Genomic DNA, 19,457 nt, shown 5'->3' with positions numbered 1-19,457 from the left:
AGCGGTATTCGTTGTCCTCTCCCTCCTTGACGCTTCCAGCGCTCTTTCCAGAGCAAATCTTCATATTTTTTTCTCAAGGAATCTTCATGGATACCGGTATCGTCAAGTGGTTCAACGACAGCAAAGGCTTTGGCTTCATCACGCCCGACAACGGCGGCGACGACCTCTTCGCTCACTTCTCCGAAATTCGCGCCGACGGCTTCAAGACGCTGGCTGAAAACCAGAAAGTGAGCTTCGAAACGAAGCAAGGCCCGAAGGGTCTGCAAGCGGCCAACATCAAGCCGCTGTAAAGTTTGAAGGACCCGGCGCCCCGTAACGGGCGCCGGGTTGCAGCGACATCCTCGCGGAGCCTGGTCTCCCAAAGTTGGCGCGATTGCTCTTGGCTGCATCGGTTCATTCCGCAGCTCGCCGCGCGCCACACACCTCGTTGCACTTCATTCCCCCTCTGGCTGCCAAGCCCTTTTTCGCTTTACGACTGCGTCAGATTCAGCTCGCAATGGCTTTGAATCGGCATACCCGTGCACATCCGCACGGCACGCGCGCACTCGAACATCATTAAAATTAAAATGCATAACGAACAAATTCATCAATACAACGGCTATGCCGTCCAACCCTCGGCGCATCGTTTGCCCGACGGTAGTTTTTCGTCCAACCTGCTGCTTGAACGCGCCGGTAGCCCACGCACCGAAGGCCGCTACCAGTTCTATTCGCTCGATTACTTCACGAGCGAAGAGCAGGCGTTGCAGCATTCGGCCCGCTGGGCACGCAACTGGGTCGACACGCGCGGTTAAACACAACGCCCGGCCGTCGATCCAGCGACGCGCAGCGCGCCGGCGGTCTTCGCCGGCCGACTTGCTTCACTAGGCCGCCCCCTCTCCGCCGAACGCGTTCCGTCTGCTCAGGCACATCCTGATCGGCGGCCAAGGTGCGGTGGGGGGGACATCCGTAAACACGCCGCCGATCGCTTCGGTCACGTGTTCCAGCACGTTCGCGGGCTGCCCGATGATGACGACCTGCGCATTGCGCTGAGCAACATTCATCGCCGTGGCCACGTCGTTTCCCGTCCCGTCGCCACTCACCGACACCAACCGACTCATCGCATCGCGTCACAGATCGTCGTTCGACGACAACCATTCGGGCTCGTACGCACCCAGCGCGCGCGCCGGATAAAACCATCGCAGCGGCGCACCGTCGATCCGTACGGGCGGCAGGAGCCGGGATGCCGGCCCCCACGACGTCGGTTCGACGTGTTCCGCACGATCACGTTGATCGTCGGCAACCAGCTCAATCACCTCGCTCATCGGCTCCGACCGCAACTGCAACTCAGCCGCCGTGCGCGCCAGCGAAGTGCGCACCTCGGTACCGACGCCCTCTTTCATTCGCGTCGTCAGCCCGCGGATCGCGGCGGTCGCCATCAGGTAACCCGTCGCATGGTCGATCGCCTGGACAGGCAAGTTCACCGGCTCATCACTGCCCGTCACGCGCATACCCGCGTCGGCGATTCCCGTGCTCATTTGAATGAGGCTGTCGAAGCCGCGCCGGTAACGCCATTCACCACTCCAGCCATAAGCGTCGAGCGACACGTCGATGAGCGCAGGATTCAGCTCGCGCCGATGCGCGGCATCGAGCCCGAGTCGCGCGAGCGCGTCCGACCGGTAACCGTGCACGACGATATCCGCGCTGCGCAGCAACTGCTTGAGCGTATCCAGATCTGCGGCATCCTTCAGGTTCAGCCGCGCACACCGCTTGCCGAGGACGACTTCGGGCACCGTGCCCGGCTCTTCCCAGCCGTACGGATCGATGCGCAGCACGTCGGCGCCCAGGCCCGCAAGAAACCGTGTCGCCACGGGGCCGGCCAGAATGCGCGTCAGGTCGAGCACGCGAATGCCACGCAACGGCCGGTCTTTCGAAGGCCGCCAGTCGCGCGCGACGGCATCGGTCGCGGCACGGACATGTAGCAACGGCTCGGTCGCGACTGCGTTGCCCTGCGGATGCCCGGCCCACTCCTGCGCCGAGTACATCGCCGCGGCACAACCGCCGCGCTCGACGATCGCCTCTTCGAGCGCGCCGGCATCCCAGCGATTCACCGCTTGTGCGACCGACTGCGCATCGGCGGCGCAGCCGAGCACCGACAACGCGGCCAGCCGATGATGCGGCGCGTTCGTGTGCAAGCGGATCCAGCGATCGCGCGCCCGATAGTTGGCGGCCACCGGATCCCATTGCGGCGGCATCGACCAGCCTTGCGGACGCAGCGACGTGCCGAACCATAGCGACGCCATGCGCCGGTCGACCCGAACCGCCGGCAACGTCCCGGTCGCTGCATGCAGCAATTCGGCAACGGACGCCGCGGCCGCGCCGATCGCCGCCGTGGCCATGTCGGTGACGCGAAATGCCGAAACCAGTTCGCCCGCCCCGCTGAAGCTGCACGACTCGAGAAAAGCCTGAGACCCACCCGCCGCGCGCCAGAACGCCCGTAGCTGACGCGACACCCGCTCGTCATCGGCCGGAGCCCGTTCCCTCGACATTTGATCGACACCCATGTTCGCCTCGCATGAATCAGGTGACGCAAAGATCGTCCCGCTCGCATTTGCTGTCAACGTTGATTATCCTGATCAACCTGTCGAACGATTCCCCCTGCGCACGATGTCGAACTACCTGAATTCGACCGCAGCCGCGGCAAGGCTCGGTGTCTCGCGGCAAACCCTCTATGCGTACGTCAGCCGCGGCCTGCTTCGCGCGGAGCCGGGCGGCAGCCACCGTGAAAGCCGCTACCTCGCGGCCGAGGTCGAGCGCCTCGCGGATCAACGCGCACGCGGCCGCAAGCCGAAGGAAGTGGCGAAGGCCGCGCTGAACTGGGGGGCGCCCGTGCTCGAATCGAGCATCACGTTGATCGATGGCGGCCGGCTCTTCTATCGCGGCGTGGATGCACTCGATCTCGCTGCCCGCGCGAGTCTCGAGGAAGTCGCGGCGCTGCTGTGGCGATGCGACGAGCAGACCGCTTTCGGCCGTCACGTCCCCACGACGCCGTCAGTACTGCGAACGCTCTTCAGGCACTACGACGGTCAACGCACCGAGCAAGCGCTGCTGCCGCTCTTCACCGTCGCAAGCGAGGACGCGCCGACGGCGATCTGGCATCAGTCGGCCGATCGTCAGGCGCAGGGCTGCGGCGATCTCGTGCGAATTCTGGCGGCATGCCTGCTGCGCACCCGGATCGATACCGCCCCCATCCACGCGCAATGCGCGCGGGCATGGGGCGTCGGGCCGGCGGGCGCCGAGCTGATCAGGATGGCGCTCGTGCTGTGCGCGGATCACGAACTGAACGCGTCGAGCTTCACGGGGCGGTGCATCGCGTCGACGAACGCGAGCTTGCGCGCCGTCGTGGTCGGCGGCCTGGCCGGCTTGTCGGGCGAGCGGCATGGCGCCACCACCGCGCGCGGCGAAGCACTGTGGGACGAACTGGGCAAAAAGGACGTCGAGCAAAAAATGGTCGCGCGTCTCGCCCGGGGTGACGGCTTGCCGGGCTTCGGACATGCGCTCTATCCCGATGGCGACGTGCGTGCGACGTATCTGTTGTCGCGGATCCTGCCGCGTCATCCTCAATGGAAAAGGATGATCGATACCGGGAGCACGCTCGTCGGCCAGAAGCCCTCGCTCGATCTCGCGCTGGTGGCGTTACGCAGACATTTGCGGCTTCCCGTCGGCGCGGCATTCGGCCTGTTCGCGCTCGGCCGCTCGATCGGCTGGATCGCGCACGGGCTGGAGCAGCGCGAGCAATCCGATCTCATCCGGCCGCGTGCGGTTTATACGGGGGCCTGGCCAGACGGTGCCGGAGCGGATCATTCTCGATCTCGCGGACGGGCGGGAAAGCAGCAAACAACGCAACCGGCAGCGCCGAAAGACGACATGCTTGCGGCTTTCTTCAGGAGTAGATAGGTTTTTGCTTGATGAAGTCGCGGCACGTCATCGGTGACATGTCAGCGCGTCGTTGACGTACGGAAGCAGCCAACCACTGACGTTTCGCGGATTTCGCCAACGGGTCGGCAACGCCCCTCCACGGGAATCCGCAAAGACTTTTCTCCCGATTCACGGGATACGAACAGCACACGGCACCTCGATCCGGCAATGCGCGCACCGCGCCAGCGGCACGCGCATGCCCGGCATGCCGACTTACTTCAGCGCTCCCGCCACCTTCTTCTGCCGCCACAGACACAGCAAGTCACACGCGACATGCGCGGCCGCGATCGCCGTGATGTCCGCGTGGTCGTACGCGGGCGCGACCTCGACCACATCCGCACCGACCAGGTTCACCGCGCCGAGCGCACGCACGATCGCGAGCGCCTGCGCCGACGACAGCCCGCCCGCGACCGGCGTGCCGGTGCCGGGCGCGAACGCCGGATCGAGACAATCGATATCGAACGTCAGGTACGCCGGCCGCGCGCCGACGATAGCGACGATCCGCTCGACCGCCGCACGCGCGCCGTGGTCATGCACCCACGCCGCATCGAGCCGCTCGATCCCGAGAAAGTCGTCGTTCCACGTGCGAATCCCGACCTGCACCGACGTCGCCGGATCGATCAGCCCTTCCTTCACGGCCTTGTAGAACATCGTCCCGTGATTGAGGCTGTCCGGATCGTCGTCGGCCCACGTATCGCAGTGCGCGTCGAAATGGATCAGCGACAGCGGCTTGCCGTAGCGCTCCGCATGCGCGACCAGCAGCGGGTACGTGATGTAGTGGTCGCCGCCGAGCGTCAGCATCTTCGCGCCGGAACCGAGGATCGTGCGCGCATGCTCGACGATCGCGGGCTTGATCGACAGCGGGTTGTGCGCGTCGAACCAGCAATCGCCGTAGTCGACGGCCGCGAGATCCTCGAACGGGTTGAAGCCCCACGGATACGGATGAAGCTCCGCGAGCTGCACGCTCGCCGCGCGGATCGCGGCCGGCCCGAGCCGCGCGCCGGAGCGGTAGGTCGTCGCGAGGTCGAGCGGCACGCCGGAGATCGCGACGTCGACGCCGTCGAGCGCGCGCGAATAGTTGCGGCGCATGAACGACAGCACGCCCGCATAGGTGTTTTCGATCGACGAGCCGTACGGCGTCGTGCGACGGATCGCGCCGTCGCCGTGGAGAAGTTCGGTCATGGTCGGACCTGTTTTCGTGGGGAAGGCCAGCCCGCCCGGTTCGCCTGAGCGCACGGGCCGGGCACGGCATGGATTCATCGGGCCCGCATCGGCTTGCGCATCCAGTCGCGCGGCCGGGCGGAACAACGACAACGACAACGACAGCAACCACCACATCGACAACGGCAATACCGCGGCGATCATAGCAAGCCGAATTGCAGTCGTTGCCCCGGTTCAACCGGGGCAACGCGCGGAGAAAATCCGGCGGCGGCACCCACGCATCGGAGCTCGACATCGCCGGATTGCCGCGCCGGCGGGCAATCCTCGTGCATGGCGATCCCGGTTGCTTCCTAGAAGGATTCGCCGGTTTTGGCACGTCCTTTCTTCCGGATAATGGCCGACAGCCGCGCCCTCGACCGCGCGCCGTCCACCGCAGACGACAACAAACCGGAGACACCCGCCTTGATCGCCACGCTTCCCGCCACCTACCGCCGGCTCTGGCCGCTCGCCGTCGTCGCCGCGCTGCTATACGGACTGTCGCTCGCCGCGGCGCCCTATCCCGGCCAGGCCGTCGCGAAAGCCGCGATGGGCATCCTGCTGCTCGCGGCGGGCAGCACCTGCGCCGCACCGCGTGAACGCGCGTGGCTGTGCGCGGCGCTCGTGACGGCCGTGCTCGGCGACGTGCTGCTCGCGCTGCCCGACTGGCCGCTGTCGTTCGTCCTCGGCCTCGGCGCGTTCCTGCTCACGCACCTGGGCTACTGCGCGATCTTCATGCGCTGGCGCGCGCGGCCTCACGGCTGGCGCATCGTCGCGCTCGTCGGGCTGTGGATCGCCGCGCCGGCGTTCTACGTGGCGTTCTTCCCGCACCTCGGCGAGTTGCTGGCACCGGTCGCCGTCTACATGCTCGTGCTGTGCGCGATGGCGAGCTTCGCGCTCGCCGCCCGCACGCGCGGCCCGCTGGTGGCCATCGGCAGCCTGATCTTCGTCGGCTCCGATACGCTGATCGGCGTCGGCCGCTTCCTCGGCGGTTTTCCGGGCATCGATTACCTGATCTGGGGCCTCTACGCGCTCGCGCAGGTCACGATCGTGGCCGGGGTTTTCCATGAGACAGCCGGTCGACCGATCCGTCCCTGATACCGTTTCAAACAGCCCGCCGCGCGCCGGCGGTCTCGCCCGCACCCTCTCTCGCCCTGGCGACGGCCCTTCCCGCGCATCCCGCGATGCGGAAACCGGCCCGTTCCAAACCCCGCTCAGCCTTTTCCCGCCTGGCTTCCGGCCCTTAGAGCGCCGCTTCTAGCCTCTTGCGGTTTCCGGGTTCACCCACTATCGTTACATCAAACAATGTAACATTCGAAAATGAGCCAAATCGGAGACACCCGGATGAATGCTCGCACGTTGCCTTTCGGTCCGCCCGGCCACGACGGCCTGGACGAAACCATCGACATCGCCATCATCGGCACCGGCTTCGCCGGCCTCGGGATGGCGATCCGCCTGCGTCAAACAGGCGTGACCGACTTCGTCGTCCTCGAGAAGGCCGCGTCGGTCGGCGGCACGTGGCGCGACAATCATTACCCCGGGTGTGCATGCGACGTGCAATCGCACGTCTATTCGTTCTCGTTCGCGCCGAACCCGCGCTGGACGCGCATGTTCGCGCCGCAGCCGGAAATCCGCGCCTATCTGGAAGACTGCGTGCAGCGCTTCGGCGTCGGCCCGCACCTGCGCCTGAACCATGAACTGCAGCGCGCCGAATACGACGAAGCCGCGCAACGCTGGCGCCTCACGTTCGCGAACGGCAAGCGGTTGTCCGCGCGCGTGCTGGTGTCGGGGATGGGCGGGCTGTCGCGCGCCGCGCTGCCGTCGATTCCCGGCGTCGAGAACTTCAAGGGCCGCGCGTTCCACTCGCAGCAGTGGGATCACGACTATGCGCTCGAAGGCAAGCGCGTCGCGGTGATCGGCACCGGCGCGAGTGCGATCCAGTTCGTGCCGCAGATCGCGCCGCGCGTGAAGGCGCTCGCGCTGTTCCAGCGCACGCCGCCGTGGATCATGCCGAAGCCCGACCGCAACCTGACCGGGTTCGAGAAGTGGCTGTTCCGCACGCTGCCGTTCACGCAGAAGGCCGTGCGCAGCAGCATCTACTGGATGCTCGAATCGCGCGTGCTCGGCTTCGCGATCCATCCGTCGCTGATGAAGAACGTGCAGAAGCTCGCGCTGCGCCATATCCGCAAGCAGATTCCCGATCCGGAGCTGCGCAAGATCGTCACGCCGAACTACACGCTCGGCTGCAAGCGCGTGCTGATCTCGAACGACTACTACCCGGCGCTGTCGCGCAAGAACGTCGACGTGATCACGACCGGCATCGACCACATCGAAGCCGACGCGGTCGTGACGACCGACGGCAAGCGTCATGAAGTCGACTGCCTGATCTACGGCACCGGCTTCCAGGTGGCCGATCCGTATCCGCGCGGCGCGATCATCGGCCGCGGTGGGCTCGACATCGTCGACGCATGGCGCGACGGCGCGCACGCGTATCTCGGCTCGACGCTGCCGGGCTACCCGAACTTCTTCATGATCGTCGGCCCGAACACGGGCCTCGGCCACAACTCGATGGTGTTCATGATCGAGTCGCAGATCGAGTACATCCTCGGCGCACTGCAGGCGATGCGCCGCGAACGGGCGGACGCGATCGAGGTGCGCCCGCTCGTCGAGGCGCAGTTCAACAGCGACCTGCAAGGCAAGCTCAAGAAGGCGATCTGGTCGACGGGCGGCTGCAAGAGCTGGTACCTCGATCCGCGCACCGGCAAGAACACGACGCTGTGGCCCGGCTTCACGTGGCGCTTCCGCCAGGCGACCGCGCACTTCTCGATCGCCGACTACCACGCGTATCGCGCGCCGCAACACGACACCACTGCGCGGCCTGCCGCCGCGCCCGCCGCTTCCGCTTCGACTTCCCCGTCCGCCGAAGCGGCCTGAGCCAGACAAGGAGCCACCGACATGAGAGATTTCGCCAACAAGGTCGCCGCCATCACGGGTGCCGGCTCGGGCATGGGCCGCTCGCTCGCGATCCAGCTCGCGCAGGCCGGCTGCCACGTCGCGCTCGCCGACAAGAACGGCGTCGGCCTCGCTGAAACCGAACGGATCGTCCGCGCGATCGCGCCGAACGTGCGCGTGTCGACGCGCGTGCTGGACGTCGGCGACCGTGACGCGATGTTCGCGTGGGCCGACGACACCGCGAAGGAACACGGCAAGGTCAACCTGATCTTCAACAACGCGGGCGTCGCGCTGTCGAGCACGATCGAAGGGATGGAATACAGCGATCTCGAGTGGATCGTGAACATCAACTTCTGGGGCGTCGTGCACGGCACGAAGGCGTTCCTGCCGCACCTGAAGGCCACGGGTGACGGCCACGTGATCAACACGTCGAGCATCTTCGGGATCTTCGCGCAGCCGGGCATGAGCGGCTACAACGCGACCAAGTTCGCGGTGCGCGGCTTCACCGAATCGCTGCGCCAGGAACTCGACATGATGAAGTGCGGCGTGTCGGCGACCTGCGTGCATCCGGGCGGCATCCGCACGAACATCGCGCAATCGAGCCGCGTCGCGAAGAACATGGTCGGCTTCATCGTCGAGAGCGAACAGCAAGGCAAGGACAGCTTCGAGAAATTCTTCATCACGACCGCCGACGACGCCGCGCGCACGATCCTCGCCGGCGTGCGCAAGAACAAGCGCCGCGTGCTGATCGGCCGCGACGCGAAGGGCGCGGACTGGATGGCGCGCATCCTGCCCGCCGCGTACCAGGCGCTCGTCGTGCTCGCGACGCGCCGCGAGGCCGCGAAAGCCCGCCGCGCCGCGCGCGGCACGCCGGCGCCCGCGCCGCTGCACGCCACCTACAACAATGCAGGCAACCAGGGAAGAGAACAATCATGACGACCCCGAACATGATGCCCGTGCGGCGCGACATCCGTTTCGCGCTGCCCCCCGAACGCGCGCGCGACTGGCACGTGCAGGGTGTACCGGTCACGCACTTCATGAACGCGCTGTCGCTGCTGTTCCCGGCCGGCGAACGCTTCTTCATGGATTCGGTGCGCAACTACCGCGACCAGATCGAGGATCCCGAACTGAAGAAGCAGGTGCTCGGGTTCATCGGCCAGGAAGCGATGCACACGCGCGAGCACATCGAATACAACGACCTGCTGCAGGCGTCCGGCCTGCCCGCGCACAAGCTCGACAAGCGCCTGTGGACGATCCTCGGCTGGTTCAAGAAGGTGCTGCCGCATTCGATGCAGCTCGCGATCACGATCGCGCTCGAGCACTACACGGCGATCCTCGCGAACCAGCTGCTGTCGGGCCACGAGCACCGCATCGACGGCTCGGTCGAAGGCTACCAGCAGATGTGGATGTGGCACGCGATGGAGGAAACCGAGCACAAGGCGGTGTCCTACGACGTGTGGCGCACCGTGATGAAGCCGGGCCTCGGCAGCTACCTGCTGCGCACCGGCACGATGCTGACGACGACCGTGTTCTTCTGGGCCATCGTGTTCGACTTCCACGTGCGGCTGATGCGCGCGCACCGTCGCGAGCACGGCAAGTTCGGCGGCATGTGGCGCCTCGTGAAGTACCTGTACGGCCCCAAGCACGGCGTGTTCCCGAGCATCGCGCGCGAATGGCTCGACTACTTCCGCCCGGGCTTCCACCCGTGGGACCACGACAACCATCAGTACCTGCAGGAGCTCGACACGCTGCTCGAGAACATCGACGCGACCAACGCGCGCTACGCCGCGCAAGCCGCCCCGCGCCGCGTGCCGCTGCACCCGGTTCCGCAGGCATGACGCCATGGCGCGCGCCCACGAGATGCTGACCGTCCAGTCCGGCGACGTGAAACTCGCCGTCTACGTAAGCGGGTCGCGTCGCGCCCCGCCGCTGATCCTCGTGCACGGCTACCCCGATTCGGCGGCCGTGTGGGCGCCGATCCGGGCGCGGCTCGCGAAGCGCTACCGCGTGATCGCGTACGACGTGCGCGGCGCCGGTGCGTCCGATGCGCCGCGCCGCCGTGCCGACTACACGCTCGAGCGACTCGCCGCCGACCTGAAGGCGGTGGCCGACGCAACCTGCGGCGGCCGGCCGTTCCATCTCGTCGGCCACGACTGGGGGTCGATCCAGTGCTGGGAGGCCGTGACCGACCCCGCGTTCCGCGGCCGGATCGCGTCGTACACGTCGATCTCGGGCCCGTGTCTCGATCACGTGTTCCGCGCGAAGATGCGGCTCAAGCAAAGCCTGAAGTCGTGGTACATCGCGTTCTTCCACATGCCGCTCGTGCCGTCGCTGGTGTGGCGGCTCGGCGGCGCGGCACTGTGGCCGCGCTGGCTGCAGCTCACCGAGCGCGTGCGTGCGGAGCGCGATCCCGTGCAACTGAAGAACGCGCTGAACGGGCTGCAGCTGTACCGCGCGAACTTCATCGCACGGGCCCGCAAGCCGCGCGAGCGGTACGCGCAGGCGCCCGTGCAGATCCTGGTGCCGGTGCGCGACCGCTACGTGACGCCCGAGATGTCGGTCGACCTCGACCGCTGGCTCGGCGACCACGTGCGCGAGGAAATCGACGGCACGCACTGGATCGTGCTGCGCCACCCCGACATGATCGCGTCGCGGATCGACCGCTTCGCGTCCGCGCAGGAGCGGCCGGCACTCGCCCCGGTCGCGGCCCGGGTTCAGCGCACCGCAGGCGCCGGCAGGCGCCTGAACAGCGTCTCGTAATCGATGACGAGCCCGTCGTCGTCGATCTCCATCTCGGCCGTGAAGTCGCGGAAGATTCCTTCGTAGCGATAGCGCCGGCCCGGCTCGAGGCACGCATAGGCCTGCTTGACCGGCGTGACCTTCAGGTCCGGCGTCGAGATGTACGCGACGTCGATCGGCCGCCGCTCACCGCGCGCGAGCCCGAGGCGGCCGATCGGCAGCGAATTCGTGAACGGCGTCGCCGCGATGTCGATGTCGATGCAACCGTCGAGTTCCGGCAGTGCGCGGCCCGAGCCGTCGTGCCAGTGGCCGGCGCCGTCGCCGCGCAATTCGAGCGTGCCGCCGCCCATCACCTTGAGCACCGCATGGGTCACGCGCCAGTGCGCGTCGCACTCGACGCGATACGCGAGCCCGTACGCACGGCCGTACCGCTGGCCGACCACCGCGCTTTCGACGACGATCCCGCCGCCGCTCCGGTCGAACGTCAGATGTTCGACCCCGTCGCCTTCGAGCGACGCCCAACGCACTTCGCGCATCTTTCCACCTCCCGGTATTCCCGATGCGAGGCATCGTCGCACGAATCGCCCGACGAAAGGGCCGGCCATCGCCAGGATTCGAGTCCCGAGCGGGACAGCCCGCCGAAAGCGCCAACGGCGCGACGTTCGGGCACGAATCGACCTCCGGATTCACCGTTTCGGGGCATCGACCACAAATCCTGACTATCCAGAATTCCCTATTCCGGTGCATCGGATTGTGTCCTATGCTCGCGGCTCGTCCTGTTCCGCCGCCATCATGCCTACCGCCCGCCCCGTCCCGCCGTCGATCGACCTGCGTATCCTGCTGCGCGGCATCGGGCAGATCGTGCTGCAGGCGAATGCGCTCACCGGCGCGCTGCTGCTCGCCGCGCTGGCGCTGACCGACCTGCGGCTCGCGAGCGCGGCGCTGGTCGGCTCGGCCGCTGCCAGCATGACGGCCGTGCTGACGGGCGCCGAGCGCCGCGACGTCGAACAGGGGCTGCACGGCTTCAACGGCGCGCTCGCCGCGCTGATCGCCGTGCTGTTCGCGCCCCATCAACTCGCGGCCATCGTACTGGTGCCGCTGGCCTCGATCGGCGCGGCGCTCGTGCAGCGCGCGATGCGCGTGCCGCTCGCGCGCTGGCGCCAGTGCCCGTATTCGAGCCCGTGCCTCGCCGTTACCGCGCTATGGTTTCCGTTTGTCGCATTGCAGCAGGCAGGCGGCGCGACGGCCGGCCCGGCGCTGACGTTTTCAGCCGCGGCCGACGCGCTGCTCTCGGGCATCGCGCAGACCACTTTCGCGCAAGGCGCATGGGCCGGCACGCTGATCGCCACCGGCCTTGCCGTCGCGTCCCGCCGCGCGGCCGCATTCGCACTCGGCGGCGCACTGGTGTCGACCGTGCTGCTGGTCGCGCTCGGCGCGAGCGGCGCATCGTTCGCCGACGGCCTGCTCGGCTTCAACGGCGCGCTCGCCGCACTCGCGCTGATGCCGCGCGGCCCGCGCGCGGCGCTCGCGGCCGCCGCACTCGCCGCGCTGATCCAGTGGCTCGCGACGCGCGCCGGCATTCCCGCGTTCACGGCCCCGTTCGCGCTCGCGTCGTGGATCACGGTGATCGTCGCGCGCCGCTTCACCTTCGGAGAACCCGATGTCGTCATTCGCACACCGTCCTGATGCCGTGAAACCCGGCGGCCCGATCTCGGACGCCGAACGCCGGATGCGCGTCGACCTCGCCGCCGCGTACCGGCTCGTCGCGCTGAACGGCTGGGACGACCTGATCTACACGCACCTTTCGGCGACCGTGCCCGGCGAGCCCGGCCACTTCCTGATCAACCCGTTCGGCCTCACGTTCGACGAAGTCCGCGCGTCGAATCTCGTGAAGATCGACCTGGCCGGCAACCGGATCGGCGACAGCGAGCATGCGGTCAACGTGACGGGCTTCGCGCTGCACGCGGCCGTGCATGCCGCGCGCGCCGACGCCGTGTGCGTGATGCATCTGCACAATACGGCCGGCATCGCCGTGTCGATCCAGCGCGACGGGCTGCTGCCCGCGTCGCAGCACGCGCTGCGGTTTCATGGCGACCTCGCGTACCACGACTACGAAGCGCTCGCGTTCTCGCCGGCCGAAGGCACGCGGCTGACCGCGAGCCTCGGCGCGAAATCCGCGATGCTGCTGCGCAACCACGGCACGCTGACGGTCGGCCGCACCGTGGCCGAAGCCTATGTGCTGATGGATACGCTGATCAAGGCGTGCGATATCCAGGTGCGCGCGCAGGCCGGCGGCGGGCCGCTCGTGCTGCCCGCCCCGGCCGTTGCCGACCGAACCGCCGAACAGCTGCGCGACGGCGGCGCGATCGAAGGCGAACTGGAATGGCCGGCGCTGCTGCGCCGGCTCGACCGGATCGATCCGACGTATCGCGACTGACGACGCCGGCTCCCAACGCCTCATTCATCCCAACCAATCGGAGCACTCCGTCATGCCGACTTTCAATATCCAGCTCTTCGAAGGCCGCACCGTCGACCAGAAGCGCGCATTCGTCGAAGCCATCACGCGCGTCACGTGCGAGACGCTCGGCTGCGAACCGGGCTCGGTCGACATCATTCTCACCGACGTGAAGAAGGAGAACTGGGCGACGGCAGGGAAGCTGTGGAGCGACGAGCGCTGAGCATCAACGGCGGCGTCGCTTCGACGCGGCCTGCCCCACACTAATCGACACGCTGCAGCGCCCGCGACGGGCGCTGCACGCGGCCTTCTCCAGCCGCCCCTCGTTGTGCGCCCGCACATCGCTTTGTCACGCAATCGGCGCATAATGCCGGACAGACGCAGCAGCCGATGGCCACCCGACGAGGAGACCGCCATGGAAGCGAAGAACGAGGAAGTCGTCGCACACCTGCTCTCGGACGTCGTCGAATTCGCGCGCGGGCGCCTGCCCGAAGCCACGTTCCGGATCGTCGAACCCTTCCTGCGTCACTACTACGATTTCGTCGACGCCGATGATCTGCAAAGCCGCAGCATCGCCGATCTCTACGGCGCCGCGATGGCGCACTGGCAGACCGCCCAGAAATTCGTGCCCGGCAGCGAGCGGCTGCGCGTGTACAACCCGATCCTCGAACAGCACGGCTGGCATTCCGATCACACGGTCATCGAGATCGTCAACGACGACATGCCGTTCCTCGTCGATTCGGTGTCGATGGCCGTCAACCGCCTCGGGCTCGCGCTGCATTCGGCGCTGCACCCGGTATTCCGCATCTGGCGCGGTCGCGACGGCGGCATCGAGCGCGTCGACGCGGGCGGCGCGACGCCCGGCGACGGCCAGTCGCAGCTCGCGTCGTTCATCCATTTCGAAGTCGACCGCTGCGGCGATGCCGCGCTGCTCAACACGTTGCGCAACGACATCGCGCACGTGCTCGGCGACGTGCGCGCGTCGGTGGAAGACTGGCCGAAGATCGTCGAGATCGCGCGCGCGACGATCAAGGAAATGAAGGCGCGCGAATCGACCGCGGAAGACATCGAGGCGCGCGCGTTCCTCGAATGGATGGCCGCCGATCACTTCACGTTCCTCGGCCAGCGCGACTACGCGCTGGTATCGGACGGCACGGGCTTCGGGCTGCGCGGCATCGAAGGCACCGGCTTCGGCATCCTGCGCGAATCGCTGCGCACGTCGGGCGCGCCCGACGTGACGCCGCTGCCGCAGGCCGCCGCCGACATCATCACCGGCTCCTGGCCGATCTTCCTGACCAAGGCGAATTCGCGCGCGACCGTGCACCGGCCCGGCTATCTCGACTACGTCGGCGTGAAGCTCGTCGGCCCCGACGGCAAGGTCGCGGGCGAGCGCCGCTTCATCGGGCTCTACACGTCGACCGCGTACATGGTGTCGAGCGCCGAGATCCCGATCGTGCGCCGCAAATGCGCGAACATCGTGCGGCGCGCGGGCTTCCTGCCGAAGGGGCACCTCGGCAAGTCGCTCGTGACGGTGCTCGAAACCTATCCGCGCGACGAGCTGTTCCAGGCCGACGAAGACCAGCTCTACGACATCGCGCTCGGCATCCTGCGGCTGCAGGAACATCAGCGCACGCGCCTGTTCGTGCGGCGCGACCGCTTCGACCGCTTCGTGTCGTGCCTCGTGTTCGTGCCGCGCGACAAGTACAACACCGACCTGCGCCGGCGCATCGCGAAGCTGCTCATCGACGCGTACAACGGCGTGAACGTCGAGTTCACGCCGCTGCTGTCGGAATCGGCGATCGCGCGCATTCATTTCGTCGTGCACGCGGAACCGGGCACGATGCCCGACGTCGACACGCGCGAGCTTGAAACGCGGCTCGTGCAGGTCACGCGCCGCTGGCAGGACGATCTCGCCGACGCGCTGCTCGACGCCTTCGGCGAAGAGCAAGGCAACCGCCTGCTGCAGCGCTATGCCGATTCGTTCCCGGCCGGCTATCGCGACGACTATCCGGCGCGCACGGCCGTGCGCGACATCGAGCTGATCGAGCGCGTGAAGGATTCGGGGCAGCTCGCGATGAACCTGTACCGGCCGATCGAGGCCGAGGCGCGTGCGTTCCGCTTCAAGGTCTATCGCGCGGGCGACCCGATCGCGCTGTCGCGCAGCCTGCCGATGCTCGAGCATCTCGGCGTGCGCGTCGACGAGGAGCGGCCGTACCGGATCCAGACGCAGGACGCCGCGCATGCGTGGGTACACGACTTCGGCCTCGAGCTCGCCGACGATACCGAATTCGACATCGAGCGCGTGAAGGGCCTGTTCGAAGATGCGTTCGACCAGATCTGGAGCGGCCGGATCGAGAACGACGATTTCAACCGCCTCGTGCTGCGCGCCCACCTGAGCGCACGCGAAGTGACGATCCTGCGCGCGTATGCGAAGTACCTGCGGCAAGTCGGCTCGACCTTCAGCGACGCGTATATCGAGCGCGCGCTGACCGGCAACCCGGCGATCGCGCGGCAGCTCGTCGAGCTGTTCCTGCTGCGCTTCGACCCGGCCACCGGCGACACGCGCGACGTGCAGGCCGAGCGGCGGCTGAAGGCGATCGAAGGCGCGCTCGACCAGGTGCCGAACCTCGACGAGGACCGCATCCTGCGCCAGTTCCTCGGCGTGATCAATGCGACCGAGCGCACGAACTACTTCCTCGCCGATGCGAACGGCGAATCGAAACCGTACCTGTCGTTCAAGTTCAATCCGGCGAAGGTGCCGGGCCTGCCCGAACCGAAGCCGATGTTCGAGATCTGGGTGTATTCGCCGCGTGTCGAAGGCGTGCATCTGCGCGGCGGGCGCGTCGCGCGCGGCGGCCTGCGCTGGTCGGATCGCCGCGAGGATTTCCGCACCGAAGTGCTCGGGCTGATGAAGGCGCAGATGGTGAAGAACGTCGTGATCGTGCCGGTCGGCTCGAAAGGCGGCTTCGTCGTGAAGAACCCGCCGCCGCCGAGCGATCGCGAAGCGTGGATGCGCGAAGGCATCGCGTGCTACCAGACCTTCCTGCGCGGCCTGCTCGACCTGACCGACAACCTCGTGAGCAACGCAATCGTGCCGCCGCCCGACGTCGTGCGTCACGATCCGGATGACCCGTACCTGGTCGTCGCCGCCGACAAGGGCACGGCCACCTTCTCCGACTACGCGAACGCGATCTCGCATGAATACGGCTTCTGGCTCGACGACGCGTTCGCGTCCGGCGGCTCGGTCGGCTACGACCACAAGAAGATGGCGATCACCGCGCGCGGCGCGTGGGAGTCGGTGAAGCGGCACTTCCGCGAGATGGGCATCGATACGCAGACGACCGATTTCACGGTGGTCGGCGTCGGCGACATGTCCGGCGACGTGTTCGGCAACGGGATGCTGCTGTCGCCGCATATCCGGCTGGTCGCCGCGTTCGATCACCGGCACGTGTTCCTCGATCCGAACCCCGATCCCGCGACGAGCTTCGCCGAGCGCGCGCGCATGTTCGCGCTCGAACGCTCGAGCTGGGCCGACTACGATCCGGCCGCGATTTCGGCGGGCGGCGGCGTCTACCCGCGCACCGCGAAGACGATCCCGCTGTCGCCGGCCGTGCAGGCCGCACTCGGCATCGACGCGCATGCGTTGCCGCCGGCCGAGCTGATCCGCGCGATCCTGCAGGCGCCGGTCGACCTGCTGTACAACGGCGGGATCGGCACCTACGTGAAAGCCGCGCGCGAAACCCACCTGCAGGTCGGCGACCGCGCGAACGACGCGGTGCGCGTGAACGGCGCGGACCTGCGCTGCAAGGTGGTCGGCGAAGGCGGCAACCTCGGCTGCACGCAGTTCGGCCGGATCGAGTTCGCGCAGCGCGGCGGCCGCATCAACACCGATGCGATCGACAATTCGGCCGGCGTCGATTGTTCGGATCACGAAGTCAACATCAAGATCCTGCTCGGGCTCGTCGTGTCCGACGGCGAGATGACCGAGAAGCAGCGCAACGCGCTGCTCGCGGAGATGACCGACGAAGTCGGGCTGCTCGTGCTGCGCGACAACTACTACCAGACGCAGGCGCTGTCGATCGCCGGCCGCTACGCGGTCGAGCTGCTCGACGCCGAAGCGCGCCTGATGCGCTGGCTCGAACGCGCGGGCCGCCTGAACCGCGTGATCGAATTCCTGCCGACCGACGACGAAGTCGCCGAACGGCAGGCCGCGAAGCTCGGCCTCACGTCGCCGGAACGCGCGGTGCTGCTCGCGTACAGCAAGATGTGGCTGTACGACGCGCTGCTCGAATCCGACGTGCCCGAGGATCCGCTGGTGGCAGCGATGCTCGTCGACTACTTCCCGAAGCCGCTGCAGCAGCGCTTCAGCGAACCGATGCGCCGCCATCCGCTGCGCCGCGAGATCCTCGCGACGCACCTGACCAACGCGCTCGTGAACCGCGTCGGCTGCGCGTTCGTGCACCGGCTGATGGAGGAGACCGACGCGAAGCCCGGCGACATCGTGCGGGCGTGCATCATGGCGCGCGACGTGTTCGACCTCGATGCGGTGTGGCGCGATATCGACGCGCTCGACAACCGCGTCGCCGACGACGTGCAGGCGCGCATGTTCGTCGACGTCGCGCGGCTGCTGGAACGCGCGGCGCTGTGGTTCCTGCGGCACCTGCAGTCCGGCGCGGTGGCCGATGGTGGCGTCTCCGAGCTGATCGCGCGCTGCCGCGACGCGGCGGAGCGGCTTGCACCGCAATTGCCGTCGCTGCTGCCGGCCGCCGATCTCGAAGCGCTGTCCGAACGGCAGCGCGTGCTGGTTGAAGCCGGTGTCGACAGCGCGCTCGCGGTGCGCGTCGCGAGCGGCGACATCTCGGCCGCGCTGCTCGACATCGCCGAAGTGGCCGCGACCAGCAACCGCAGCCTCGAACTCGTCGCGGGGGTCTATTTCTCGCTCGGCACGCTGCTTAACTACAGCTGGATCGGCGAGCGCGCGGCGACGCTGCCGACGCCGACGCACTGGGACATGCTGGCGCGCGCGGCCGCGCTCGCGGAAGTCGCGCGCCTCAAGCGCACGCTGGCATCGAGCGCACTCGCGGAATCACCGGATTCGACCACGCCGGAGACGATCGTCGGCGCATGGCGCGCGCGCCGCGAAGCCGCGCTCGTGCGCTACGAGCACCTGCTCGCGGACTTGCGCGCATCGGGCGGCGCGAGCCTCGCGGTGCTGCTCGTGGTCGTGCGGGAAATGGCCGTGCTCGAACGGGCGTAATGGTCGCTGTGGTTGCCGTGGTCGCTATGGTCGCAACACCTCAGACCGTCGCGACCAGCAGCTCTTCCGCGTTGTTCGGCGGCCGCAGGCCGTCGGTGCGATCGGCGAAGTAACGGCGCGTCAGTTCGGCGGCCGATACGTGCGCGGCCTCTGCGAAACCGGCCTCACGCGCGAGCGCCTGGATCTGCGCCGGCATGAAGAAGCTGATGAACGGCGTGCCGCTGGCGCGCGCGCCCTTCGCGGCCATTTCCAGCCCGGGGCGCACGTCCGGATCCGCATGCTCCAGCGGCAACAGGAACGTCATCGCGAGCGTCGAGCCCGGCGCGAGCGACGCGACTTCGCGCAATGCGGCCGCATTTGCTTCGTGCGTCAGGTACATGCTGACGCCGGTCGACACCACGACCGCCGGCTTGCCGGCATCGAAGCCCGCGCCGACCAGCGCAGCACGCCACGACTGTTTCGCCTCGAAATCGACCGGCACGAATCGCAACCAGTCGGGCACGCCGAAACCCAGCTCGACCAGGCGGCGCTGCTTCCAGGCCTGCGGCGCGGGCGGGTCGACTTCGAACACGGTCACGCGCGACGCCATCTCCGGCCGACGCTGCACGAAGCTGTCGAGGCCCGCGCCGAGGATCACGTACTGGCTCACGCCGCGCGCGGCCTGTTCGACTACGAGATCCTCGATGAAGCGCGCCCGCGCGACGATCGACGCGCGGAACGGCCGCGTGAATTGCGGATCCATGTCGCCGCGCTGCTGCCAGCCGGGTTCCGGCGCGAGCAATTGCAGCCCGACTTCATCGGCGAGCACGTGCGGTGGCGCATCGAGTTCGACGTGCAGTGCGCGCCACAGTGCGACGCGTGCGGCGGTGCTGTCGGGAGCGCTTTCTCGGGGTTCGTTCATGG

At 67.6% G+C, this 19,457-nt stretch carries 17 protein-coding genes; 12 read left to right on the top strand and 5 right to left on the bottom strand.

Translation table 11 applies throughout. The features are described from left to right. Positions 1-86: 86 nt before the first annotated feature. Complete coding sequence (locus tag CFB45_RS21080; RefSeq protein ID WP_006485974.1) at positions 87-290, top strand: cold-shock protein; 204 nt, start codon at positions 87-89, stop codon at positions 288-290. A 276-nt stretch (positions 291-566) separates the two neighbouring features. After that, positions 567-791 (top strand): hypothetical protein, encoded by a 225-nt coding sequence (locus tag CFB45_RS21075; RefSeq protein WP_089427204.1) that lies wholly within the window; start codon positions 567-569, stop codon positions 789-791. Positions 792-860: 69 nt separating this feature from the next. Here CFB45_RS21075 and CFB45_RS21070 read toward each other — a convergent pair whose 3' ends face one another. Both CFB45_RS21070 and CFB45_RS21065 read right to left on the bottom strand, forming a co-directional pair. Further along, positions 861-1,097 carry a hypothetical protein gene (locus CFB45_RS21070; protein WP_089427203.1) on the bottom strand — a complete coding sequence of 79 codons (237 nt, stop codon included), beginning with the start codon at positions 1,095-1,097 and terminating at the stop codon, positions 861-863. Between the two features lie 9 nt (positions 1,098-1,106). Continuing rightward, positions 1,107-2,540, bottom strand: coding sequence for a CoA transferase (locus CFB45_RS21065; RefSeq protein ID WP_089427202.1), 1,434 nt, complete (start codon positions 2,538-2,540; stop codon positions 1,107-1,109). A 103-nt stretch (positions 2,541-2,643) separates the two neighbouring features. On the opposite strand from CFB45_RS21065, the gene CFB45_RS21060 reads away from it, so the two are divergent. Continuing rightward, positions 2,644-3,933, top strand: coding sequence for a citrate synthase family protein (locus CFB45_RS21060; protein WP_089427201.1), 1,290 nt, complete (start codon positions 2,644-2,646; stop codon positions 3,931-3,933). 234 nt (positions 3,934-4,167) lie between these two features. Here the strand turns inward: CFB45_RS21060 and speB are convergent, their stop codons facing one another. Continuing rightward, positions 4,168-5,136 carry an agmatinase gene (speB, locus tag CFB45_RS21055; RefSeq protein WP_089429070.1) on the bottom strand — a complete coding sequence of 323 codons (969 nt, stop codon included), beginning with the start codon at positions 5,134-5,136 and terminating at the stop codon, positions 4,168-4,170. Positions 5,137-5,577: 441 nt separating this feature from the next. Here speB and CFB45_RS21050 point away from each other — a divergent pair, with 441 nt between their 5' ends. From CFB45_RS21050 to CFB45_RS21030, 5 genes are all read left to right on the top strand, one after another. Further along, positions 5,578-6,249 carry a lysoplasmalogenase gene (locus tag CFB45_RS21050; protein WP_089429069.1) on the top strand — a complete coding sequence of 224 codons (672 nt, stop codon included), beginning with the start codon at positions 5,578-5,580 and terminating at the stop codon, positions 6,247-6,249. Between the two features lie 246 nt (positions 6,250-6,495). Then, complete coding sequence (locus CFB45_RS21045) at positions 6,496-8,085, top strand: flavin-containing monooxygenase (protein WP_089427200.1); 1,590 nt, start codon at positions 6,496-6,498, stop codon at positions 8,083-8,085. Between the two features lie 21 nt (positions 8,086-8,106). After that, positions 8,107-9,039, top strand: coding sequence for an SDR family NAD(P)-dependent oxidoreductase (locus CFB45_RS21040; protein ID WP_089427199.1), 933 nt, complete (start codon positions 8,107-8,109; stop codon positions 9,037-9,039). Continuing rightward, positions 9,036-9,941 (top strand): metal-dependent hydrolase, encoded by a 906-nt coding sequence (locus CFB45_RS21035; RefSeq protein ID WP_089427198.1) that lies wholly within the window; start codon positions 9,036-9,038, stop codon positions 9,939-9,941. Before CFB45_RS21040 ends, CFB45_RS21035 begins: the two co-directional genes overlap by 4 nt. A 4-nt stretch (positions 9,942-9,945) precedes the next feature. Further along, positions 9,946-10,863 (top strand): alpha/beta fold hydrolase, encoded by a 918-nt coding sequence (locus CFB45_RS21030; protein WP_089427197.1) that lies wholly within the window; start codon positions 9,946-9,948, stop codon positions 10,861-10,863. Here CFB45_RS21030 and CFB45_RS21025 read toward each other — a convergent pair. Continuing rightward, positions 10,818-11,378 carry a putative glycolipid-binding domain-containing protein gene (locus tag CFB45_RS21025; protein ID WP_089427196.1) on the bottom strand — a complete coding sequence of 187 codons (561 nt, stop codon included), beginning with the start codon at positions 11,376-11,378 and terminating at the stop codon, positions 10,818-10,820. The two genes, CFB45_RS21030 and CFB45_RS21025, sit on opposite strands and share 46 nt — an antisense overlap. A gap of 256 nt (positions 11,379-11,634) precedes the next feature. On the opposite strand from CFB45_RS21025, the gene CFB45_RS21020 reads away from it, so the two are divergent. The 4 genes from CFB45_RS21020 (at position 11,635) to CFB45_RS21005 (ending at position 18,554) form a co-directional block, all read left to right on the top strand. Then, entirely contained in the window at positions 11,635-12,528 is an 894-nt protein-coding gene (locus CFB45_RS21020; protein ID WP_089427195.1) for an urea transporter, read from the top strand. Then, entirely contained in the window at positions 12,503-13,279 is a 777-nt protein-coding gene (locus CFB45_RS21015; protein ID WP_089427194.1) for a class II aldolase/adducin family protein, read from the top strand. The genes CFB45_RS21020 and CFB45_RS21015 overlap by 26 nt, the downstream gene beginning before the upstream one ends. A 52-nt stretch (positions 13,280-13,331) precedes the next feature. Next, a complete protein-coding gene (locus tag CFB45_RS21010; protein ID WP_039344138.1) occupies positions 13,332-13,520 on the top strand; it encodes a 4-oxalocrotonate tautomerase in 189 nt (62 codons plus the stop codon). A gap of 192 nt (positions 13,521-13,712) precedes the next feature. After that, entirely contained in the window at positions 13,713-18,554 is a 4,842-nt protein-coding gene (locus CFB45_RS21005; protein WP_089427193.1) for an NAD-glutamate dehydrogenase, read from the top strand. Between the two features lie 40 nt (positions 18,555-18,594). Here CFB45_RS21005 and CFB45_RS21000 read toward each other — a convergent pair whose 3' ends face one another. Further along, entirely contained in the window at positions 18,595-19,455 is an 861-nt protein-coding gene (locus CFB45_RS21000; protein ID WP_089427192.1) for a class I SAM-dependent methyltransferase, read from the bottom strand. Positions 19,456-19,457: the final 2 nt, after the last annotated feature.

The organism is Burkholderia sp. HI2500, assembly GCF_002223055.1.
GTDB lineage: Bacteria > Pseudomonadota > Gammaproteobacteria > Burkholderiales > Burkholderiaceae > Burkholderia.
Note: the sequence above shows the minus strand (reverse complement) of the source record. Positions and strands in the feature narration are given on the sequence as shown.